Origin of the sequence: Sporosarcina sp. FSL W7-1349 (genome assembly GCF_038003045.1) — a bacterium.
GTDB lineage: Bacteria > Bacillota > Bacilli > Bacillales_A > Planococcaceae > Sporosarcina.
This window is the reverse complement of the sequence record NZ_JBBOOK010000001.1, coordinates 208,435-225,878: the sequence shown is the minus strand read 5'-3', so window position 1 is coordinate 225,878 and position 17,444 is coordinate 208,435. Positions and strand designations below refer to the sequence as shown.

General features: G+C 44.5%; 16 protein-coding genes. 2 read left to right on the top strand and 14 right to left on the bottom strand.

Annotated features, from left to right (window positions below; translation table 11 throughout):
• Positions 1 to 9: 9 nt before the first annotated feature.
• The gene (locus MKY41_RS01120) at positions 10 to 1,479 is read right to left on the bottom strand and encodes a class I adenylate-forming enzyme family protein (RefSeq protein ID WP_340743301.1); all 1,470 of its coding nucleotides are present in this window, start codon (positions 1,477 to 1,479) and stop codon (positions 10 to 12) included.
• A 17-nt stretch (positions 1,480 to 1,496) separates the two neighbouring features.
• Positions 1,497 to 3,062, bottom strand: coding sequence for an acyl-CoA dehydrogenase family protein (locus tag MKY41_RS01115; protein WP_340743300.1), 1,566 nt, complete (start codon positions 3,060 to 3,062; stop codon positions 1,497 to 1,499).
• A 496-nt stretch (positions 3,063 to 3,558) separates the two neighbouring features.
• On the opposite strand from MKY41_RS01115, the gene MKY41_RS01110 reads away from it, so the two are divergent.
• Entirely contained in the window at positions 3,559 to 3,744 is a 186-nt protein-coding gene (locus tag MKY41_RS01110; RefSeq protein WP_340743299.1) for a helix-turn-helix domain-containing protein, read from the top strand.
• Positions 3,745 to 3,820: 76 nt separating this feature from the next.
• Here MKY41_RS01110 and MKY41_RS01105 read toward each other — a convergent pair whose 3' ends face one another.
• Genes MKY41_RS01105 through sppA form a run of 5 tightly spaced genes read right to left on the bottom strand, consistent with a single transcriptional unit; the run spans position 3,821 to position 8,184 of the window.
• Entirely contained in the window at positions 3,821 to 5,026 is a 1,206-nt protein-coding gene (locus MKY41_RS01105) for an acetate kinase (protein ID WP_340743298.1), read from the bottom strand.
• Between the two features lie 37 nt (positions 5,027 to 5,063).
• Entirely contained in the window at positions 5,064 to 5,987 is a 924-nt protein-coding gene (locus MKY41_RS01100) for a class I SAM-dependent methyltransferase (RefSeq protein ID WP_340743297.1), read from the bottom strand.
• 57 nt (positions 5,988 to 6,044) lie between these two features.
• Positions 6,045 to 6,551: a thiol peroxidase gene (gene tpx / locus MKY41_RS01095; RefSeq protein ID WP_041075576.1), complete on the bottom strand. Its 507-nt coding sequence runs from the start codon at positions 6,549 to 6,551 to the stop codon at positions 6,045 to 6,047.
• Positions 6,552 to 6,606: 55 nt separating this feature from the next.
• The gene (locus MKY41_RS01090; protein ID WP_340743296.1) at positions 6,607 to 7,161 is read right to left on the bottom strand and encodes an RDD family protein; all 555 of its coding nucleotides are present in this window, start codon (positions 7,159 to 7,161) and stop codon (positions 6,607 to 6,609) included.
• A gap of 12 nt (positions 7,162 to 7,173) precedes the next feature.
• A complete protein-coding gene (gene sppA, locus MKY41_RS01085) occupies positions 7,174 to 8,184 on the bottom strand; it encodes a signal peptide peptidase SppA (protein ID WP_340743295.1) in 1,011 nt (336 codons plus the stop codon).
• Positions 8,185 to 8,291: 107 nt separating this feature from the next.
• Here sppA and MKY41_RS01080 point away from each other — a divergent pair, with 107 nt between their 5' ends.
• The gene (locus MKY41_RS01080; protein WP_340743294.1) at positions 8,292 to 9,092 is read left to right on the top strand and encodes an NAD kinase; all 801 of its coding nucleotides are present in this window, start codon (positions 8,292 to 8,294) and stop codon (positions 9,090 to 9,092) included.
• Between the two features lie 181 nt (positions 9,093 to 9,273).
• On the opposite strand, the gene MKY41_RS01075 is transcribed toward MKY41_RS01080, so the two are convergent.
• The 7 genes from MKY41_RS01075 to MKY41_RS01045 all read right to left on the bottom strand — a co-directional run bounded on the left by MKY41_RS01075 (position 9,274) and on the right by MKY41_RS01045 (position 17,435).
• Positions 9,274 to 9,477 (bottom strand): hypothetical protein, encoded by a 204-nt coding sequence (locus MKY41_RS01075; protein WP_340743293.1) that lies wholly within the window; start codon positions 9,475 to 9,477, stop codon positions 9,274 to 9,276.
• Positions 9,478 to 9,833: 356 nt separating this feature from the next.
• Positions 9,834 to 10,742: an EamA family transporter RarD gene (rarD, locus tag MKY41_RS01070; protein WP_340743292.1), complete on the bottom strand. Its 909-nt coding sequence runs from the start codon at positions 10,740 to 10,742 to the stop codon at positions 9,834 to 9,836.
• Positions 10,743 to 10,957: 215 nt separating this feature from the next.
• The gene (gene mbcS / locus MKY41_RS01065) at positions 10,958 to 12,529 is read right to left on the bottom strand and encodes an acyl-CoA synthetase MbcS (RefSeq protein WP_340743291.1); all 1,572 of its coding nucleotides are present in this window, start codon (positions 12,527 to 12,529) and stop codon (positions 10,958 to 10,960) included.
• Positions 12,530 to 12,735: 206 nt separating this feature from the next.
• Positions 12,736 to 14,121, bottom strand: a complete 1,386-nt coding sequence (gene ltrA, locus MKY41_RS01060; RefSeq protein ID WP_445683293.1) for a group II intron reverse transcriptase/maturase — start codon at positions 14,119 to 14,121, stop codon at positions 12,736 to 12,738.
• Between the two features lie 474 nt (positions 14,122 to 14,595).
• Positions 14,596 to 14,805: an alpha/beta-type small acid-soluble spore protein gene (locus MKY41_RS01055; RefSeq protein WP_041075588.1), complete on the bottom strand. Its 210-nt coding sequence runs from the start codon at positions 14,803 to 14,805 to the stop codon at positions 14,596 to 14,598.
• Positions 14,806 to 15,099: 294 nt separating this feature from the next.
• Entirely contained in the window at positions 15,100 to 16,302 is a 1,203-nt protein-coding gene (gene thiI, locus MKY41_RS01050; RefSeq protein WP_340743290.1) for a tRNA uracil 4-sulfurtransferase ThiI, read from the bottom strand.
• On the bottom strand, positions 16,302 to 17,435 hold the full coding sequence (locus tag MKY41_RS01045; protein ID WP_340743289.1) for a cysteine desulfurase family protein: 1,134 nt from the start codon (positions 17,433 to 17,435) through the stop codon (positions 16,302 to 16,304). The genes thiI and MKY41_RS01045 overlap by 1 nt, the downstream gene beginning before the upstream one ends.
• Positions 17,436 to 17,444 lie beyond the last annotated feature (9 nt).

Genomic DNA, 17,444 nt, shown 5'->3' with positions numbered 1-17,444 from the left:
TTTTAAATTTTAAATTGGATCTGCCACTTTTAAATGTGTTTTAAGAATTTTCCCAACCGCATTACGTGGTAATTGCGCTATAAATGCAACTTCTTTCACACTTTTATAGGATGCTAGTCTTTCTTTACAGAAAGCGATGATTTCCGATTCTGATACAGATTGTCCTTCTCTAACAACTATATACGCACGTGGCACCTCGCCCCACTGCTCATTTGATACACCGACAACCGCTACTTCTGCAACTGCTGGATGCTGAGCCAATACAAATTCCAGTTCTGCTGAATAAATATTTTCTCCACCACTAATAATCATATCTTTCAAACGATCCACTACATACAAAAAGCCCTCATCATCAAAATAGCCTACATCCCCTGTATAGAGTTCCCCATTTCGTACAGTTTGCTGATAGCTTTCCTTATTTTTGTAGTAGCCTACGAAAACTTGTGGTCCACTAAGCACAATTTCACCAATTGTACCTGAAGGAACAGGCTCATTCGTTTCGATATCCACAATACGAATGTTACACTGCATGACTGCTTTACCTGTCGAATTAAATTTTTCTTTATTTTGCGATTCTTTCCAAAACGATACACCACCTGTAAATTCTGTTACACCATACACCTGTTGAATAGGTACACCAAGTTGTCTAAAACCTAAAATTAACGGTGCCGGTACAACAGAGGCGCCACAAGAAATCGTGCGAAGGGATGATAAATCCGCTTCCACCATAGGATATGTTTGCAGCATAAAAGTTAACATGGCAGGAACCGTCATCATTGTTGTAATTTGATGCGCTTGAATCGATTTCCAAGCTTCAACTGGATGGAAATCCTCCATTAAAACCATCGTTGCCCCTACGTGGACATTTGTCACAAGTGGCGCAAATCCACCAATATGGAAGAATGGTGCAACCATTAAAAAACGGTCCTGCTCCCACCAATCTATCGTATGGCTTAAACCAATGGATGCGGCTTGTAAATTAATATGTGAAATGAGCACACCTTTTGGTTTTCCTGTTGTGCCAGAGGTATACATCATGATGATCGGATCATGATCCGCAGTCACATATGTCGGCTCTGGTGCAGTATTTGTGTAAATTGCTTGCAGTTCATCTGTACCAATGTGCGCTAAAGGTAAGTTCAAAGCTTCTTCCTTAAATCCTTCATCATACACTAATAATTGTGCATCACTATGATCTAAAATATACTGCAGTTCACCTAATTGAAGACGGTGATTCAAAACAACTGTTACAATGCCTAATTTTGCAGCACTAAAAAATGTTGCAACTACATGTTCATTATTTTTGCAAAGTAGGGCAATTTTATCGCCTGCTTTTAATCCCTGCTGTTGTAAAAATTGTGAAACGCTATTAGCTCGTGCATTCATTTCAGCAAACGTAATGTGTTTTTCGTTGTGAATAAACCCTACCTTCTCTCCCGATAATATCGCTCGACTTGCTAAAACTTGACCAATATTCATAACTCCATCCCCTTTTATTATAAAATTGGTAAATTTTCATATGGTTCTGTAATTGCTTCCTGATACGAAACAAACAACTCTTCCCATAGTGCTTCCCAACGACGAGCTGCCTTCATATTTTCAGCATTTGGTATATCTACTAAATTGATAGCTGCAATTGATTTAATTTCTTCTGTATATCGGGCAATGTCTTCTTCCGAAAGATGCGGAAACATTTGTTGTAATATATCTTGCAATGGCCATTGCGCTTTTAGCAAATCTCGATAAATTTGCGCTAACAATACATTTCTTGGTCCTTCCCACAATTCATTGACTAAACTATCTCTAAATAATCGTGCAATATCAGTAAAGTCCTCAATAACGCCATTTCCACCAAAAATAGAAATCGCTAAACGCAGTTTTTCTACAGTCTCTTTTGACGTATATATTTTTTGTAATAAAATTAATTCACGTAAAGCAAAAACCCCTATGTCGGATTCACCTTGCATTTTGTCAAATTTTTTATAAATATGAAAAGCTGTCGCTACCGTTCGCTTAGCCGCATATTCTAAGTCTGCTAGTTGAGCTGCTGCCATTGGAAATTGATCGATTTTGCGCCCAAACACATCTCTAAAAGAAGTATAAAGCTTTGCTTCTCTTGCAGCACGCATGAGAAAGGCGCCACTTCCAAAGCCAATATCTAATCGCGACCTTGTTAAAACTAAACTAACTGCTAATGCTACCCCTTTATTTTCAGGACCAATTTGATAAGCGATTGCTCCATCGTACTGAATTTCTCCAGATGGTAATTCACTCGTTCCCATTTTCCATTTAAGGCGATTGATTTGATAATTGTTACGAATCTCTTTTTCTTTATTGCCTGGCAACCAAGAAGGAACAATAAATGCTGCCACATTATCTGTATTCTCGATTCTTGCCGTTACAACCGCATACTCCGAATGAACAGCCGAACAAAAGAATTTATGACCATATAATTTATAGACATTGCCATGAGGAACAGCTTTTAAAACGTTAGCAGGAATATCAGATCCTCCTTGCATTTCCGTCATATATTGCGAACCCATACCATAATCCCCATCAATTCCCTCTTTAACATGTCGATGAATCTGTCGTACTTCCTCCGGTACCTCATCATAAAAGGCTTCAATTAATGCAATTAATCCATCCGAACAAACAAGTGGACAAGAAATAGCTGCTTCCCCATTACCATGTAAAAAATAGCGCTTTATGATTCCCTCAAATGGTAAGTTTTTTTCAGAAAATACGGCTTCTTTAAAAATTTCGTTCGTTACTTGCACTGCCTCTTTTGGTCGAATGATTCGATCAATGCGACGATTGTATGCATCAAAGTGACGAATTTTCGGATGATTTTCTGGACGAGCATATTCTGCTGTCGCTTTTCTCCACTCATTCGATAGCTTTTCACTGAATGGTGTTAGCGCTTTCTTCAGCTCATCAAAACCAGACTCATTTAAATCTTTTAAAACCTTTTGAAGAAATGGATTATTCAAATCATTCAATGCTGCGCGTTGGCGTAAAAAATCGTCAAAAGTGTACGTTGCGTTTTTTTCTACTTCAATCATCAAATCATCTCCTTTTTCTTAATTTTACAAAAAAAAATCCAAAAAGTAAACACTGTTCACTTTTTAAAGAGAATTTTTTATGTGGAAAAATTACTTTTCCGTAGTAAGCATCACTCAAACAATGAATATTATTACAAGGTATCCCCTCTAATGATCAATACACCAACTTGAAGGAGATGCTTTTCGTATCTCTAGTCAAGTTTTTATATAATCTTTATTTGGGGAATTGATTTTGTTTTGTCATAATATCTCACAGCATAATTGTCCATATTTATACGAAGTTTAATCATCTTCTTTCGCAAGTCTCAAATAAGAATTTGCCGAAGAAACAGATACACCTGTTTTCTTTTCCCTCTGAAACGAGTTTTATGAAATTGCGTCTTCTCCTTTAACTTCTACTCAACAAATTGTCTATATAGAACAAACCAATGAATCGGAACCACCTTTTTGGGTATAGAACTGATAACTATCAAAAAAGGATTGGTCCTTAACTGACGTGGTGGCGAATCGTCGACCTGTTGATGTCGGCTTTAAAGCGAAATACACGTGGACCCTTCCACTCGTGGCTGTATGGATTGAACAGGAATTGGATGAAACCTATACTCCCGAAGGTGTCTCCAAACTACTGAAACGCTTAGGATGCAGCTATACAAAAGCGGGTATCCACATGCCTGAATTTTAAAATTGCCTAAGCAATAAAAAATAACCTCCCCAAGAGTTATCAGAACTCTGGAAAGGTTATACAAATCTAATTTCGGTTATGATTTCAAGGCAGTAAGACCAGCCACACGCACCGTATCCCGGGCAATCATCACTTCTTCGTTTGTTGGAATCACAAGCACTTTTACAGGAGAGTATGGAAAACTGAGATAGCCTTCTTTCCCTCTGATTTTATTCAAATCCGGATCGAAGTACACACCCATGAACTCCAGGCCTTCCAACACTTTACGGCGGATGACCGTACTATTCTCCCCGATTCCGGCGGTGAAAAGGATGGCGTCCACGCCGCCCATCCTGGCAGCATAGGAACCGATATACTTATGGATGCGGTCCGCAAATACGTCCAGCGCCAGTTGTGCGCGCTGATTGCCTTTCGTCGCTTCGATTTCAATATCCCGTAAATCGCTGGAAAACCCGGAAACTGCCAACATGCCGGATTGTTTGTTCAGCACATCGATCACTTCCTCTGCGGATTTCCCCGTTTGCTCCATGATATACGGAATGAGGGCCGGGTCAATGTTTCCAGAGCGGGTTCCCATCGTCACACCCGCCAACGGGGTGAAGCCCATCGATGTATCCAGCGACCTGCCCCCTTCCACCGCCGCGATGCTGGCACCGTTCCCTAGATGGCAAGAGATGAGGCGCGTATCCTGGAGGGGCCTATTTAAAATTTGAGCTGCCCGTTCTGTCACATATTTATGGCTCGTACCATGGAAACCGTATTTCCGGATGCCGTATTTCTCGTAATATTCATAAGGCAATGGATAGAGAAAGGAGCTTTCCGGCATTGTTTGATGAAAAGCGGTGTCAAATACGGCAACCGAAGGTACATCGGGCAATGCTTTCTTAAATTCTTGAATCCCGACAATATTGGCGGGATTATGGAGGGGTGCCAAGCTGGTGAGCTCTATCAATTTCTCCACGACTTCATCCGTAATCAATACGGAGTCATTGAAAACCTCGCCCCCATGGACAACCCGATGCCCGATTCCGTCGATTTCATCATAGGAAGTGACAATCCGATCCTCGATGAGCGCCTCTAATAATAGGGACACGGCTTTTTGATGGTCGGGGATGTCCAGTATCCTTTCGACTTCTCCCTTGTCAGACTCCATATGAAAAATTCCATCGGGCAAGCCGATCCGTTCCACTCTTCCGATTGCCACTACCTTTTCTACCGGCATCTGTAGCAATTGGAACTTCAACGACGAACTGCCCGCATTTACAGCTAAAATGCTACGCATTCCATTTCCTCCCCCTTATCAGCATTGTTGCCTACTATCAACGGGCCTCTTCTTCATCTACCCAGCTATCGATTTTCTGCAAGAAGAGGGACATTGCTTTCGCGTCTGTCATATTGGGAACTTTAGCTAACAGAACATCGGATGTCCGCTGCCGTTCCAGATCCGGCTTTTGCAGAACGAGTATGCTTTTCTCATGCACGGCATGCTTGAACAACGAGCTGGGTAGCTGGATCACTGCCCTGATAACAGTTTTCTGCTTCAAGAAAGGGTGCAAATCGGACGCTTGAGGTGTATCGAACAAGTTTGCCGGGATGACAAATAACGCATATCCCCCCGGATTAAGATGATTCATCGATTGTTCAATAAATAGATGATGGGCATACGCATGTCCTTCTGACGGCATGAGCTCAAAATTCAGTGCATTATCGTCATCCGGATAATAGCCGACCGGCAGATCGCTAATGACCATATCAACCGGGTCGACAAGCAAAGGCCGAAGCGCATCTTGGACGTAGAAACTGACAGGGTGCTCCAGCAATTCCGCTGTCACCGCAGCCAATCGGACGAGCAAGTCATCAATCTCCACAGCCGTGGCAGTCACACCTGCTCCGATGGCATCCATGACGGTATACAACAAGTTCCCCGTTCCAGCGGCAGGGTCCAGAATCGTAATATTCCGCTGTCCTTGTACCAGCCTGCCGGCCATATGCCCCATCAGCATCCCGATTGAATCGGGGGTCATCTGATGATGGGGTTGAACATCCTGTTTCATCCCTTTCAGAATGGCCAATTGGATTCCCCGGCGGATCTCCTCTTTCTGTACTGGTTCCGTAACACCCGGACTGTCGGCACCTGACAGCCATTTTTCACAAGCCTGTTTGATCGCTTCCAAATAGACTTCTTCACTTGATTCCGCATATGTATCCAAGTATGCGAAGATTTTCTCCGTATTTGTTGTCATTTTTCGATCCCTCTACTAAAGAAAACCCACCCGTCTCCGAGTGGGTTTTAAGTATTCTTATTTTGTTAGTTGTTTGACCGCTTCTACCGCTTTTTCATAATCCGGGTGGTTCGTCCCCTCGCTGACGTATTCTACATACGTCACCTTATTGTCTTTGTCGATGACAAAGACGGAACGTGCCAGTAATCGCAGTTCTTCCATGACGACCCCGTAAGCTTTCCCGAAGGAGAGATCTCGGTGATCAGATAACGTTTGGACGTTTTCAATCCCTTCCGCCGCGCACCATCTGGCTTGCGCAAAAGGCAAATCGACTGAAATCGTCAGCACATGGACATCTTCCCCGAGCGAAGTCGCTTCTTCGTTGAACGTCCGCGTCTGTTTTGAACAGACTCCTGTGTCTATGGAAGGAATGACACTGATTAAACGGATTTTCCCATTCGTATCGGCGAGCGTGACCGGGCTTAGGTCATTTGCGAGTACAGTGAAATCAGGCGCCGTATCCCCGACCTTCACTTCTTCTCCTAGTAGTGTAACAGGATTGTTCTTAAATGTAACATTTGCCATTCATAAACGCCTCCTTGTCAATCTTATCATACTCAATAAAGGACACCTCTTGCAACTATTGACTACCTGCCGGAATCGGCAATTCCTCCGTCTTTTCATAGGAATCCTCATGGACGACAACCGTGTCCGCAAACAAATCATGAAGCGCCTCTTTTTTCGGCATGAGCGCCGCGAGAAGATACGGAATGAGAATCATCTTGGAAATGAATCTTCCAATCACTTCACGGAACAAAATCGTCCCCCAGTCGAGAGGCCGTCCGTCCTTCGTATCCACGCGGATGCCTAAAATCATTTTCCCAATCGTTTGTCGGAACAACTTGGTCATCAACGCGAAATACAGCAGGAACACGGCCAATGCCGTAAGTTTGTATGGGCTGAACAGAAAGAAAGGCGGATTTGAAATTGCCATGCCCGACAAATGGAAGGCCGGCTTCAGCAGAATGCCACAGATGGCAGAAACTACGAGCAAATCGATGATATACGCCCAGAATCTAGTCCAGAAACCGGCGTACTTCAAATGGAATCGTCCTGTTTCGATACGATCTTCCGCTTTAACCGGCAACTGGTTCTCCTCCGGTTCCAGCGGTCGATAATCTTGAAATTCCGTCATCATCCATCCTCCTTATCTTTCACCGTATAGATACATCATTCGCGGTGCGTTATAGTCGGATAATAATTTGCCGATCAACTCGGATTCCACATTGCCGCCGAAAAGATTGCGCGCCTTCACCCCGTAGAGCGATAGCCAACTGTCCTTTGCCGTGTATTCAAAGACGGTGGCATCTTTCAAATCATGATCCTCCTTCATGGCTGCGATGACATCACCCGTTTTTCCGAAATCATCGGCCAATCCCGCTTCGATGGCTTGACGCCCATTCATGATCCGGCCATCGGCGATCTTCTTCACCTGCGCCTCGGACATGCCGCGGCCTTCCTCGATAATATCGACAAACCGTTCGTACGAATCACCAATCATATCCTCCAGCATGGCCCGTTCTTCATCGGTCATCTCCCGAGCCCCGCTCATAATATCCTTATAAGGACCTGTCTTGATCGTATCAAACGCGATACCGTATTTTTCCGCCAACTTGGAATAATTTACACTTTCCATAATGACGCCGATCGATCCGGTAATCGTTTCCCGATTAACAAAGATCTTGTCTGCTGGCGCTGATATGTAATACCCGCCTGATGCTGCCATCCCTCCCATGGATACATAAACAGGGATTTGCCGTTCCTCTTGGATCAATCGGATCGCATCATAAATATCCGCGGATTCAATCACTCCACCACCGGGGGAATTGACTTTCAAAATGATCCCTTTAATCGACTCATTTTCCAAAACATCGTTCAACTGCTGCATGAATAACCCATGGTTATAGCCCGCCGGCTGGAAGATGGATGAAGCGCTTCCCAGATCTTGAATGACCCCATCGACCGCCATGACGGCAATTTTTTCATTCCCCACCCCAGGTTCAATAACCGCTTCTCCATATTGCGATGTACTGGCCATCATCTTTTCGACGAATCCGTCAATATCTCGGGTGAATAAAAAAGAAAGCGATGTAACTCCGATCGAGACGAAGACAAGCGCCGCCGCGATGACGATTGCAATCCATCGTTTCATAGACATGAATATTCCTCCTTTTCCTATACAACATCCTATACGTTCTACTTCCCCCAAATGTTTCACAACATGCTAAAATAGGGATATCATATTCCGAAGGGGACGAATGATTTATGGCAGAACGGACGAATATATATATTTATTGTAAAAATGATGAAGAGACATTGGCTAAAAAAACTAAAGTCCGAGAGGCGCTCATCCACGAGGGTTTTCAGATGCTGGAATCCCATGAGGAGGCCAATATCATCATCAGTCTAGGACATGACGGCACTTTCCTGCAAGCCGTCCGGAAAACCGGTTTCCGGCAAGATTGCCTATATGCCGGCGTCACACTAGACAACAAGCCGGGCTTTTATTGTGATTTCGATTATAACAATGTTTGGGAAATGATACACTTGATTCGCAATGCGGAGCTGAAGGTGAGACAGTACCCGCTGATCGAAGTAGCGATTGATGGGCGGCAACCTTTCTACTGTTTGAATGAATTCAGCATCCGCTCCAATATTATCCGGATGTTCACATTGGATATCATCATCGATGATACATTATTTGAAACCTTCCTGGGGGATGGTGTCATCGTATCGACCCCGACAGGCAGCACCGCGTACAATAAATCGGTGAACGGGGCTGTCGTCGACCCGATGCTTCCTTGTTTCCAAGTGACGGAACTTGCCTCCGTCAATACGAATTCCTTCCGAACGCTCGGATCTCCTTTCATCATGAGCGGGACGCGGAGATTGAAACTGCGCGTCCACCGGGACGGTAACGACTTCCCTTCCATGGCGGCGGACAATGAAGCGATGGGCATTCGAAGAGTGGAAGACGTGGAAATCAGGCTAAGCGACAAAAAGATCAAAACAGTCAAGCTAAAAGACAACTCATTTTGGGAAAAAGTGGCACGAATTTATTTATAAAGAAAAAAAGCAGTCTAATGGGATAACGGGTTCGGTTGATGGGGAGAAAACACGAAAACGTAACCCAATTAACAACTGAATTAGCGTATGATTAGCAACAGAATTGACAGTAAAAAGCAATAAAAATGCCCAGGCTTTTTTTGCCGGGCATTCTTATTATTCAACAATTGCGTCCTATTCTTTAATTAATGGTTTGCAACGGTAATAAAGCTATACTCCATACAATTAAAATGAATGAAGCAGTCAACCAAAAAGTATTAGTGGCAGTCGGCTGTTCATTTTTAATTTTCTTTATCACTTCAACAAGGTTAAGACAAAAAATAATACCCAAAATAGGCATACCAAAAACACCTATATACGCAAACATTAATAAAAAGATATCCAATTAATATTCCCCTCCGATAGAAATCAGTCATTACAACAATCTTGCGCGTTTGTTGAATAAGCCGTCTTCTTATATCTTTATTTTAGCACAAAATAATTTTCTCTCTTCAATGTTTTCAGTCATTTCTAAAACATTCTTTCAACCTCCAATTAACAAACCTATTAACATTGCTATTAGCAGAGGCACATAAATTTATGTGTTATTGTTAATTGGTTTACCAATTGTATTGTTATTTTCTACGGATAATTGCTTTAAACATTGGTATAACAACAAAAATAGGGAACCAATTCAAGTGTGAATTGTGTCCCCATTTGCTATGCACTTTAATGTTTTCTCCCCGTGTTCCGAACCCGTTACTAATGGGAGGCTGCTTTTTTCTGTTGGATGATTTCTGTAATCTTGGAACCCATGAAGAGGAGCAAGGCAGCCCAGATGAAGGAAAACGAAAGCAAGTCGACCGCTTCAAATTTCTCTCCGTACAGGCCGACCCCGATGATCAACATGAGGGTCGGGGCGATGTATTGCAAGAAGCCGACCAGATTAAGCGGCATTGTCTGGGCTCCCTTGGCAAACATGATGAGCGGCAGTCCAGTTGCGATCCCCGTCAAGATCAATAGGATATCCGTCTTGACATCAATCTGGAGGAAAGCCGTCGGACCGGTAATTGTCATCCACCCGAACGCGAGCAAGGCAAAAGGCAGGATGAACAATGTTTCGATGGCCAATCCCCGGATGGCATCCAATTGGATTTGCTTTTTCAAGAGGCCGTAGATCGCAAAAGTGAAAGCAAGGCCAAAAGACAACCAGGGTATATGTCCATAGGAGAACGTTAAGATGATCACTCCGATTGTCGCCAAAGCAAATGCGAGCTGTTGGACACGCGACAATTTTTCTTCCAGGAAGAAGATTCCCAATAGGACGGAGACAAGGGGATTGATATAATACCCCAAACTGGTTTGGACAATATGTCCGTGATTCACTGCCCATATGTAGAGGAACCAATTCCCTGAAATAAGCGCTGAAGCTAAACAAAGGAACCAAAAATCCTTTTTGGATTGCCAAAGAGTTTTCATGTCCTGTATGAGGTGTTTCCCATTTTTCATGAGGACGACAAGCAAAACCGTAAAGACGAACGCCCAGATGATTCGGGTGACTAAAATTTCAAAGCTGCCGACATGCTGCAAGGTTTTCCAATAAACAGGCATGAATCCCCAGATGACATAAGCGCCAATTCCCCAAAGGACACCGTTTCTCTCTCTCTGCATAACGACGCCCCCTTCTACTAGTAAGTTGCTTGTACCAAAGTATATACCCATCCCACTAAAGCGTAAAGGCTTGATCTCGGCAGAAGTCACTTTCCGACATCAATTCTCACCGTACTTTAAAGTGAGCTGCTTGCACTTTCAAAACAAAGAATTTTACTGAATGAAGATAAAAACCGCCTTCCCAGATGAATATCCGGAATGGCGGTTTCCTCCCCTTATTGTTGTTCCTTTTTCCGTAATTCCACACGCATGATCTTACCAGAACTAGTTTTCGGAAGTTCAGATACGAACTCAACTTTCCGTGGGTATTTGTAAGGCGCTGTCAATTGCTTCACATGTTCCTGAAGTTCCTCCACGATGCCTTCCGCTTTTTCCTGTTCCGGATCGCGAAGGACGATAAACGCTTTGACTACGCTTCCCCGAACTTCATCAGGGCTTCCAACAACGGCACATTCACGGACGGCCGGATGTTTCGTAAGAGCGTCCTCAACTTCGAAAGGCCCGATCGTATAACCGGAGCTGATGATGATGTCATCGCCGCGTCCTTCAAACCAGAAGTAGCCATCCTCGTCTTTTTTCGCTTGGTCTCCAGTGACATAATATTCACCGCGGAACTGCATTTTCGTCCGTTCCGGATCATTTAGATACTCTTTAAATAAAGCCGGCGTTGTAATATGGACGGCGATATCCCCGACTTCTCCAACTGCAGCCGGCTCCCCGTTTTCATTGATGATTTCTACACGATTGCCTGGCGTCGGTTTCCCCATTGAACCGGGCCGTGCTTCCATGCCGATCATTGTTCCGACTAACAAGGTATTCTCTGTTTGGCCATAGCCATCCCGTACTTGCAGGGAGAAATGTTTATCGAATGTGTCAATGACTTCACGGTTCAATGGCTCTCCCGCGGAAACCGCACTGCGAAGTGAAGAAAGGTCGTAATTCGCCAAACTTTCTTCCTTGGCGATAAAACGGTATTCCGTCGGTGTGCAGCAAATAACATTCACTTGGTATTTACCGATCATCTCCAAGTACTTGACGGCGTCGAACTTAGCATTATAGATAAAGCCTGTCGCTCCGCTTCCCAAGACGGATAAGAAAGGCGACCAAATCCATTTTTGCCAACCTGGAGCGGCAGTGGCCCAGACGATGTCCCCTTCCTGGATGCCAAGCCAATTCGGTGCGGCTGTCTTTAAATGCGCATATCCCCAGCCATGCGTATGGACAACCCCTTTCGGCTTGCCTGTCGTTCCAGACGTGTAGGATAAAAAGGCCATATCAGAACTTTTGATTTCTGGTGCTTCAAAATCAGCGGATGCTGATTCCATCTGCTCCGTCAATGAAATTTGACCTTCTCCGGCTTTACCGATCAAAAATAATTTCACATCTTCCATATTTTTCACATCGTTGAACTGATCGGAAAATGCGTCAAATGCGACGATGGCTTTCGCATTGCTATGAGCAAGTCGGTATTCAATATCCGACGCTCGAAGCATTTCGGAACTCGGAATGACTACAATGCCCGCTTTCAATGCTCCGATATACGTGACATAAGCCTCGATGACACGGGGCACCATGACTAGGACGACATCCCCTTTGCCTAGTCCGTTCGAAGTGAAAACGTTTGCAGTCTTGTTCGCCAAGGCCATCAATTCATCATATGTAACCTCTTTCTCTTCCCCTTGCGCATCCACATAGATGAGTGCCTTTCTGCTTTCCCCCGTTGCATATTTTTCGAACTCGCTCGCCAGATTATATTGCTCCGGTGCTAGCAATTCTTCCCGCTTCATCACAACTCCCCCTTTTCATATCATCCTAATTATACAAAGATTCATGCTATAATTCAAAATAATTTTTCATTTTGGAAGAAATATTGTATTTTTTTAATAAATTAGGGCAAACTGAATTGAATTATCCTTGTACAAAATCGAGTAGGAGGGAGTGATTAGCTCCCGACCTCTCACACCACCGTACGTACGGTTCCGTATACGGCGGTTCAATAACTTAAGTATCGACGCTCATACAAGTGATTCAGGTCTTTCAGACCCCACTTGGTGAGCGTTTCTGCTTTGATTGCTTTATGTAGAGTTTCGCTTTTGGAGACTCTCCAATATCCCTTTCGGGAATTTGATACTTTCCAAGCTTCTTCATGTAAAATTCCCAGCCTTCGTAACTGACGGTATTTTGTCCATATCTTCTTCCAACGTTTCCATATCAGTTGACGTAACCGATGGTTCAGCCATTGTGCCATGGATTTGATAAAACTTTTCATAAAGCCAATTCCATAGTAGTTTATCCAACCTATTGTCACTTGGTTGATTTCTTTGGCAATCTCGTCAAAGCGGCCCGGGCGATTCCGTTTGGTGATTTTCTTTAATTTTGATTTGAATCGACTTTTTGCGGAGTGATGTGGTCTACAACCCACACCTTTAGATGTGGAATGGAGGCAGAAACCGAGGAACTTGAGTTTGACCGGAGAACCCACCTTGCTCTTTTCTTGGTTCACTGTCAGCTTCAAATCATGTTCAAGGAACTTTGTAATGCTTTCCAAAACACGTTCCCCTGCTCGCCTGCTTTTCACGTATATGCAGAAATCATCCGCAAATCGTACGAATTTATGCCCCCGTCTTTCAAGTTCCCTATCTAATTGATTCAAATAGACATTGCTAAGAATCGGGGAGAGTACGCCACCTTGCGGAGCACCTTCTTCTGTTGGACTGATAAGTCCATCTTCAAGGATGCCACTCTTTAGAAACTTCCATATCAACTTTAGGACAATCTTGTCGTTTATGAACTCTTTTAGATATTCCATCAGCTTCTGATGATTAATGGTGTCGAAGTAGCTTTTTAAATCACAATCGACTACCACTCTATAACCTTGTTCATAATATGTGATGGATTGCTTAATGGCTTGATGCTGATTCCGTTTTGGACGAAAACCATAGCTCCTCTCCGAAAAATGAGGGTCAATGATTTTACCAATCACCTGATAGATGGCTTGTTGAACCATTCGATCCCGTACACACGGTATGCCGAGTTTTCGCATTGACCCATCTAACTTTGGAATTTCAACACGTTTTACTGGCAGTGGTTCGTACGAACCGTCTTTCAGCTTTCTAATAAGTTGGGTTCGGTATTTGGCTACATGACCTAAAAGTTCATCTACTGTCATTTCATCGACACCCGGCGCCCCTTTATTTGCCTTCACTTTCTTACAAGCGTTAAAGAGGTTGTTGATGTCGACTACTTTATCAATCAAATCGATACCATCCTGTCGCTCCATTTCTGTAAAGACAGGACTGCACGCTCCCGCATATTCTTCGGTTTCCAACCTATCCCTTTGCGGCCAGCCATCTGCCGATGTTTTCTGTGGTCTTTGCACTGTCTTTACCTCCATTTCATTTCAGGATTATTATTGTTCAGCCCTTCGTCCTTATGGACTACTATGGCTTCTGCTGACTTCTTACAGTTCAACCTGCCATCACTGACCGGTTTGTTCCTGTGGGATATTCCATCCCTCTTGTCGGGAACCCCTGTAAGACCTCCCCGGGTAAGAGCTATAACCTTCCTCCCATGTAACCGCTGCATTTACTGTATGGAACTCGGGCAGTATTGGACTTTGTTTTGTACGGCAAACTCGTCCGTTCCAATTCAGCCTCATATGCAGTTTCTGTCCGTCGGTTCGGGATTTTGCCGCCGGCTTCCTTCAGATTCCACCTCACGGTGGACACCCTTGCCTTAAGCTAACAGTTCCTACTGCCAAGCCTGTAGTGGACTTTCACCACCAAGTTATAGCCCATGCCGGGCACACCGAAAAACCGCCCCGAAAAATTTCGGGACGGCTTTTCTTACATACTTATTGTTGGTAACCGCTCATTTGCTGTTGAGCCTGTCGAACTAATCGCTTTGTGATTTCTCCGCCTACGGATCCGTTGGCACGCGATGTTGAATCAGGTCCAAGGTTTACTCCGAATTCTGCTGCGATTTCGTTCTTCATTTGGTCAAGCGCTTGTTGTACGCCAGGTACAAGAAGTTGGTTCGAGTTTCCGCTGTTGTTGTTTGGCATCGTCTGTCACCTCCTTGTGACAATAGAATGGTCGACTTCGAAAAAATCATGCAGGAGGAGTCAGTGGAAATTTATGCTTTCACTTCCAAATCAACCAGCGTAGGGGTTGATTTGCCGTATTTCTGCGCTTTCTGCAGAAATTAAGGCACAAGCTTTCGAACAGCGTAGGGTGCGATTTGCCGTATTTCTGCGACCTTTGCAGAAATTAAGGCACAGCTTTCGAACAGCAAAGAATTCGATTTGCCTTAACTTCTACGTTTTTCTCAGAAATTAAGGCGCAGCGAAGGAGTCGATTTATAATAGATCGTCAAATTTATCAGTTGCCGATCGAGGCGTTTCATAAGTGACCCGATTACGGACCGCCTCTTGAATCATCGGCTCAAAATCGGTGAATCCTTCATAGTAAACGACTTTCTCCAACTTCGGTTTCGTTTTCGGATTCGATGGTGAAAATATCGTGCAACAATCTTCGTAAGGCCTGATGGAAATATCGTATGTTCCGATCTCTTCCGCAATTTTGATGATATCAAGCTTATCAGTCGAAATGAGCGGCCTTAAAATCGGAGTGGATGTCACTTCATTGATGGCAGTCAAACTTTCCAGCGTCTGGCTAGCCACTTGTCCGAGACTCTCGCCAGTCACGATAGCGAGCGCATTTTCTTCCGTCCGGACGAGATCAGCAATGCGCAGCATGAGCCGACGAGTCGTCGTCATTGACACATTGTTTGGAACTTGAGCCGCTATTGTTTGTTGGATTTCGGTGAACGGAATGACATGTACCCGGACGGCGGCACCGAAGGAACTGAGCCGTTCCGCCAAATCTAACACTTTTTCTTGTGCCTGATCGCTCGTGAATGGCGGGCTGGCAAAATGGATGGCATCGAGGGATACGCCCCGTTTCATCATCAGATAGCCGGCAACTGGGCTGTCAATCCCGCCGGATAACATGAGAAGAGAATGGCCATTTGAACCGACCGGCATTCCGCCTGCACCTTTAAACACTTTGGATGTCAAAAATGCGCCTTCTTCTCGGATTTCTACATGCAAAAGGATTTCCGGTTTTTTCATTTGCACGATAAGGCCCGGAAAATGTGTTAAAACATGGGCTCCGATTGCCTGTTGCAATTCCCCGGTCACAAGCGGAAAGCTTTTATCTGTCCGTTTAATTTCCACCTTGAATGTTTTTCCCTCGGTTTCATCATCCCCGATGATTTGAATCGCTTTTTCTTTAATTGCTTCCAAATCGGCTTCGCATTTTGCAATCGGGCTGAAGGAATGGATGCCGAAGATGGATGGTAGTTTTTCCATTGCCTGCTGCAATTCGGTCTCATTATCAGAAGTCAGGAACATCCGGTCGCGCTCCGCCTTGATTTTGACAGTGGTAAGGTCTCTGAATGCTTGTTTCATATTCGCACGCAGTCGATCCACAAATTTTTTCCGATTCCGTCCTTTTAACGAAATTTCCCCGTAACGGATTAATACTTCGGTCCAATGCATTACTCTTGTCCCCTTTTTAATAGCTCTATAAAACGAACTAGCGTTTGCTCAAGTTGAGTAATTTCTTCTTCTTTGTTATTTTTCCCAAAGCTTATCCGGATTACACCGGACTTCCATTTTTCCGGCAATTGGATTGCTTCGATGACATGGCTCGCCTGCTTGCTTTTCGACGAACACGCACTGGAGGTGGAGATGATGATGCCATTCTCCTGAAAGAAATTTACAGCGACTTCCCCTTTGATGGAATGAAATGAGAGAGAGATAATATGCGGCGCGCCCTGTTCGGGAGCCAGCACCGTCACATTTTCAAATTGACCGCAAAAGGCAATAAGCCGCTTTCTCCAATCCCTGAATCTTTTCCCATCATTTCCGGATTCCGTCAGCCGAATCGCCTTCGCGAGTGCCACTGCATTCGGCGCGGAGGCCGTGCCGCTTCGCAAGCCGCCCTCTTGCCCTCCACCGAGTAAGATCGGTTGCGGCCTCAGCCCTTTTTTCATTGCCAGCAAGCCCGTTCCTTTCAAGCCATGTATTTTATGGCCGGAAATTGTAATGATATCCGGACTGTCCCCTTGCAATGAAACCGGAAGCTTGCCGAAACTTTGGACGGTGTCGGAATGGAGGACGGCGCGCGAATTCGAATGGATGATCTTCGCGCACTTCTCAATCGGCTGCACCGTTCCGATTTCATTGTTCACGTGCATGATGCTGACAAGTATCGTATCTTTTCGCAGTTTCGTCTCCAGCTCGCTTATGGAAATGACGCCTTCCCGATCAACTGATAAGTAATCGACTTCGAATCCTTGCCCTTCCAAATAGGCGAACGCCTGCAAGATGGATGGGTGCTCCACAACCGTCGTGATCAAGTGATTTCCCCGATGGCGAAGTGCATGGGCAAAGCCGATGACCGCCAAATTATTCGCCTCCGTCCCGCCTGACGTGAAAATCAGTTCCCCTTCAGGTACTCCTAGAATTGACAAAATCTGTTGGCGGGAACGCTCGAGCAGTTTCTCGGCCTCTTTTCCCGCTTTATGGAGAGAGGCGGGGTTCGCAAAAAAGCGCCGATTCGCTTCAACGAACGAGTCGAGAATTTGCTCTTCTGGTTGTGTAGTAGCGCTGTTATCAAAATAAATCATTCAAATCTT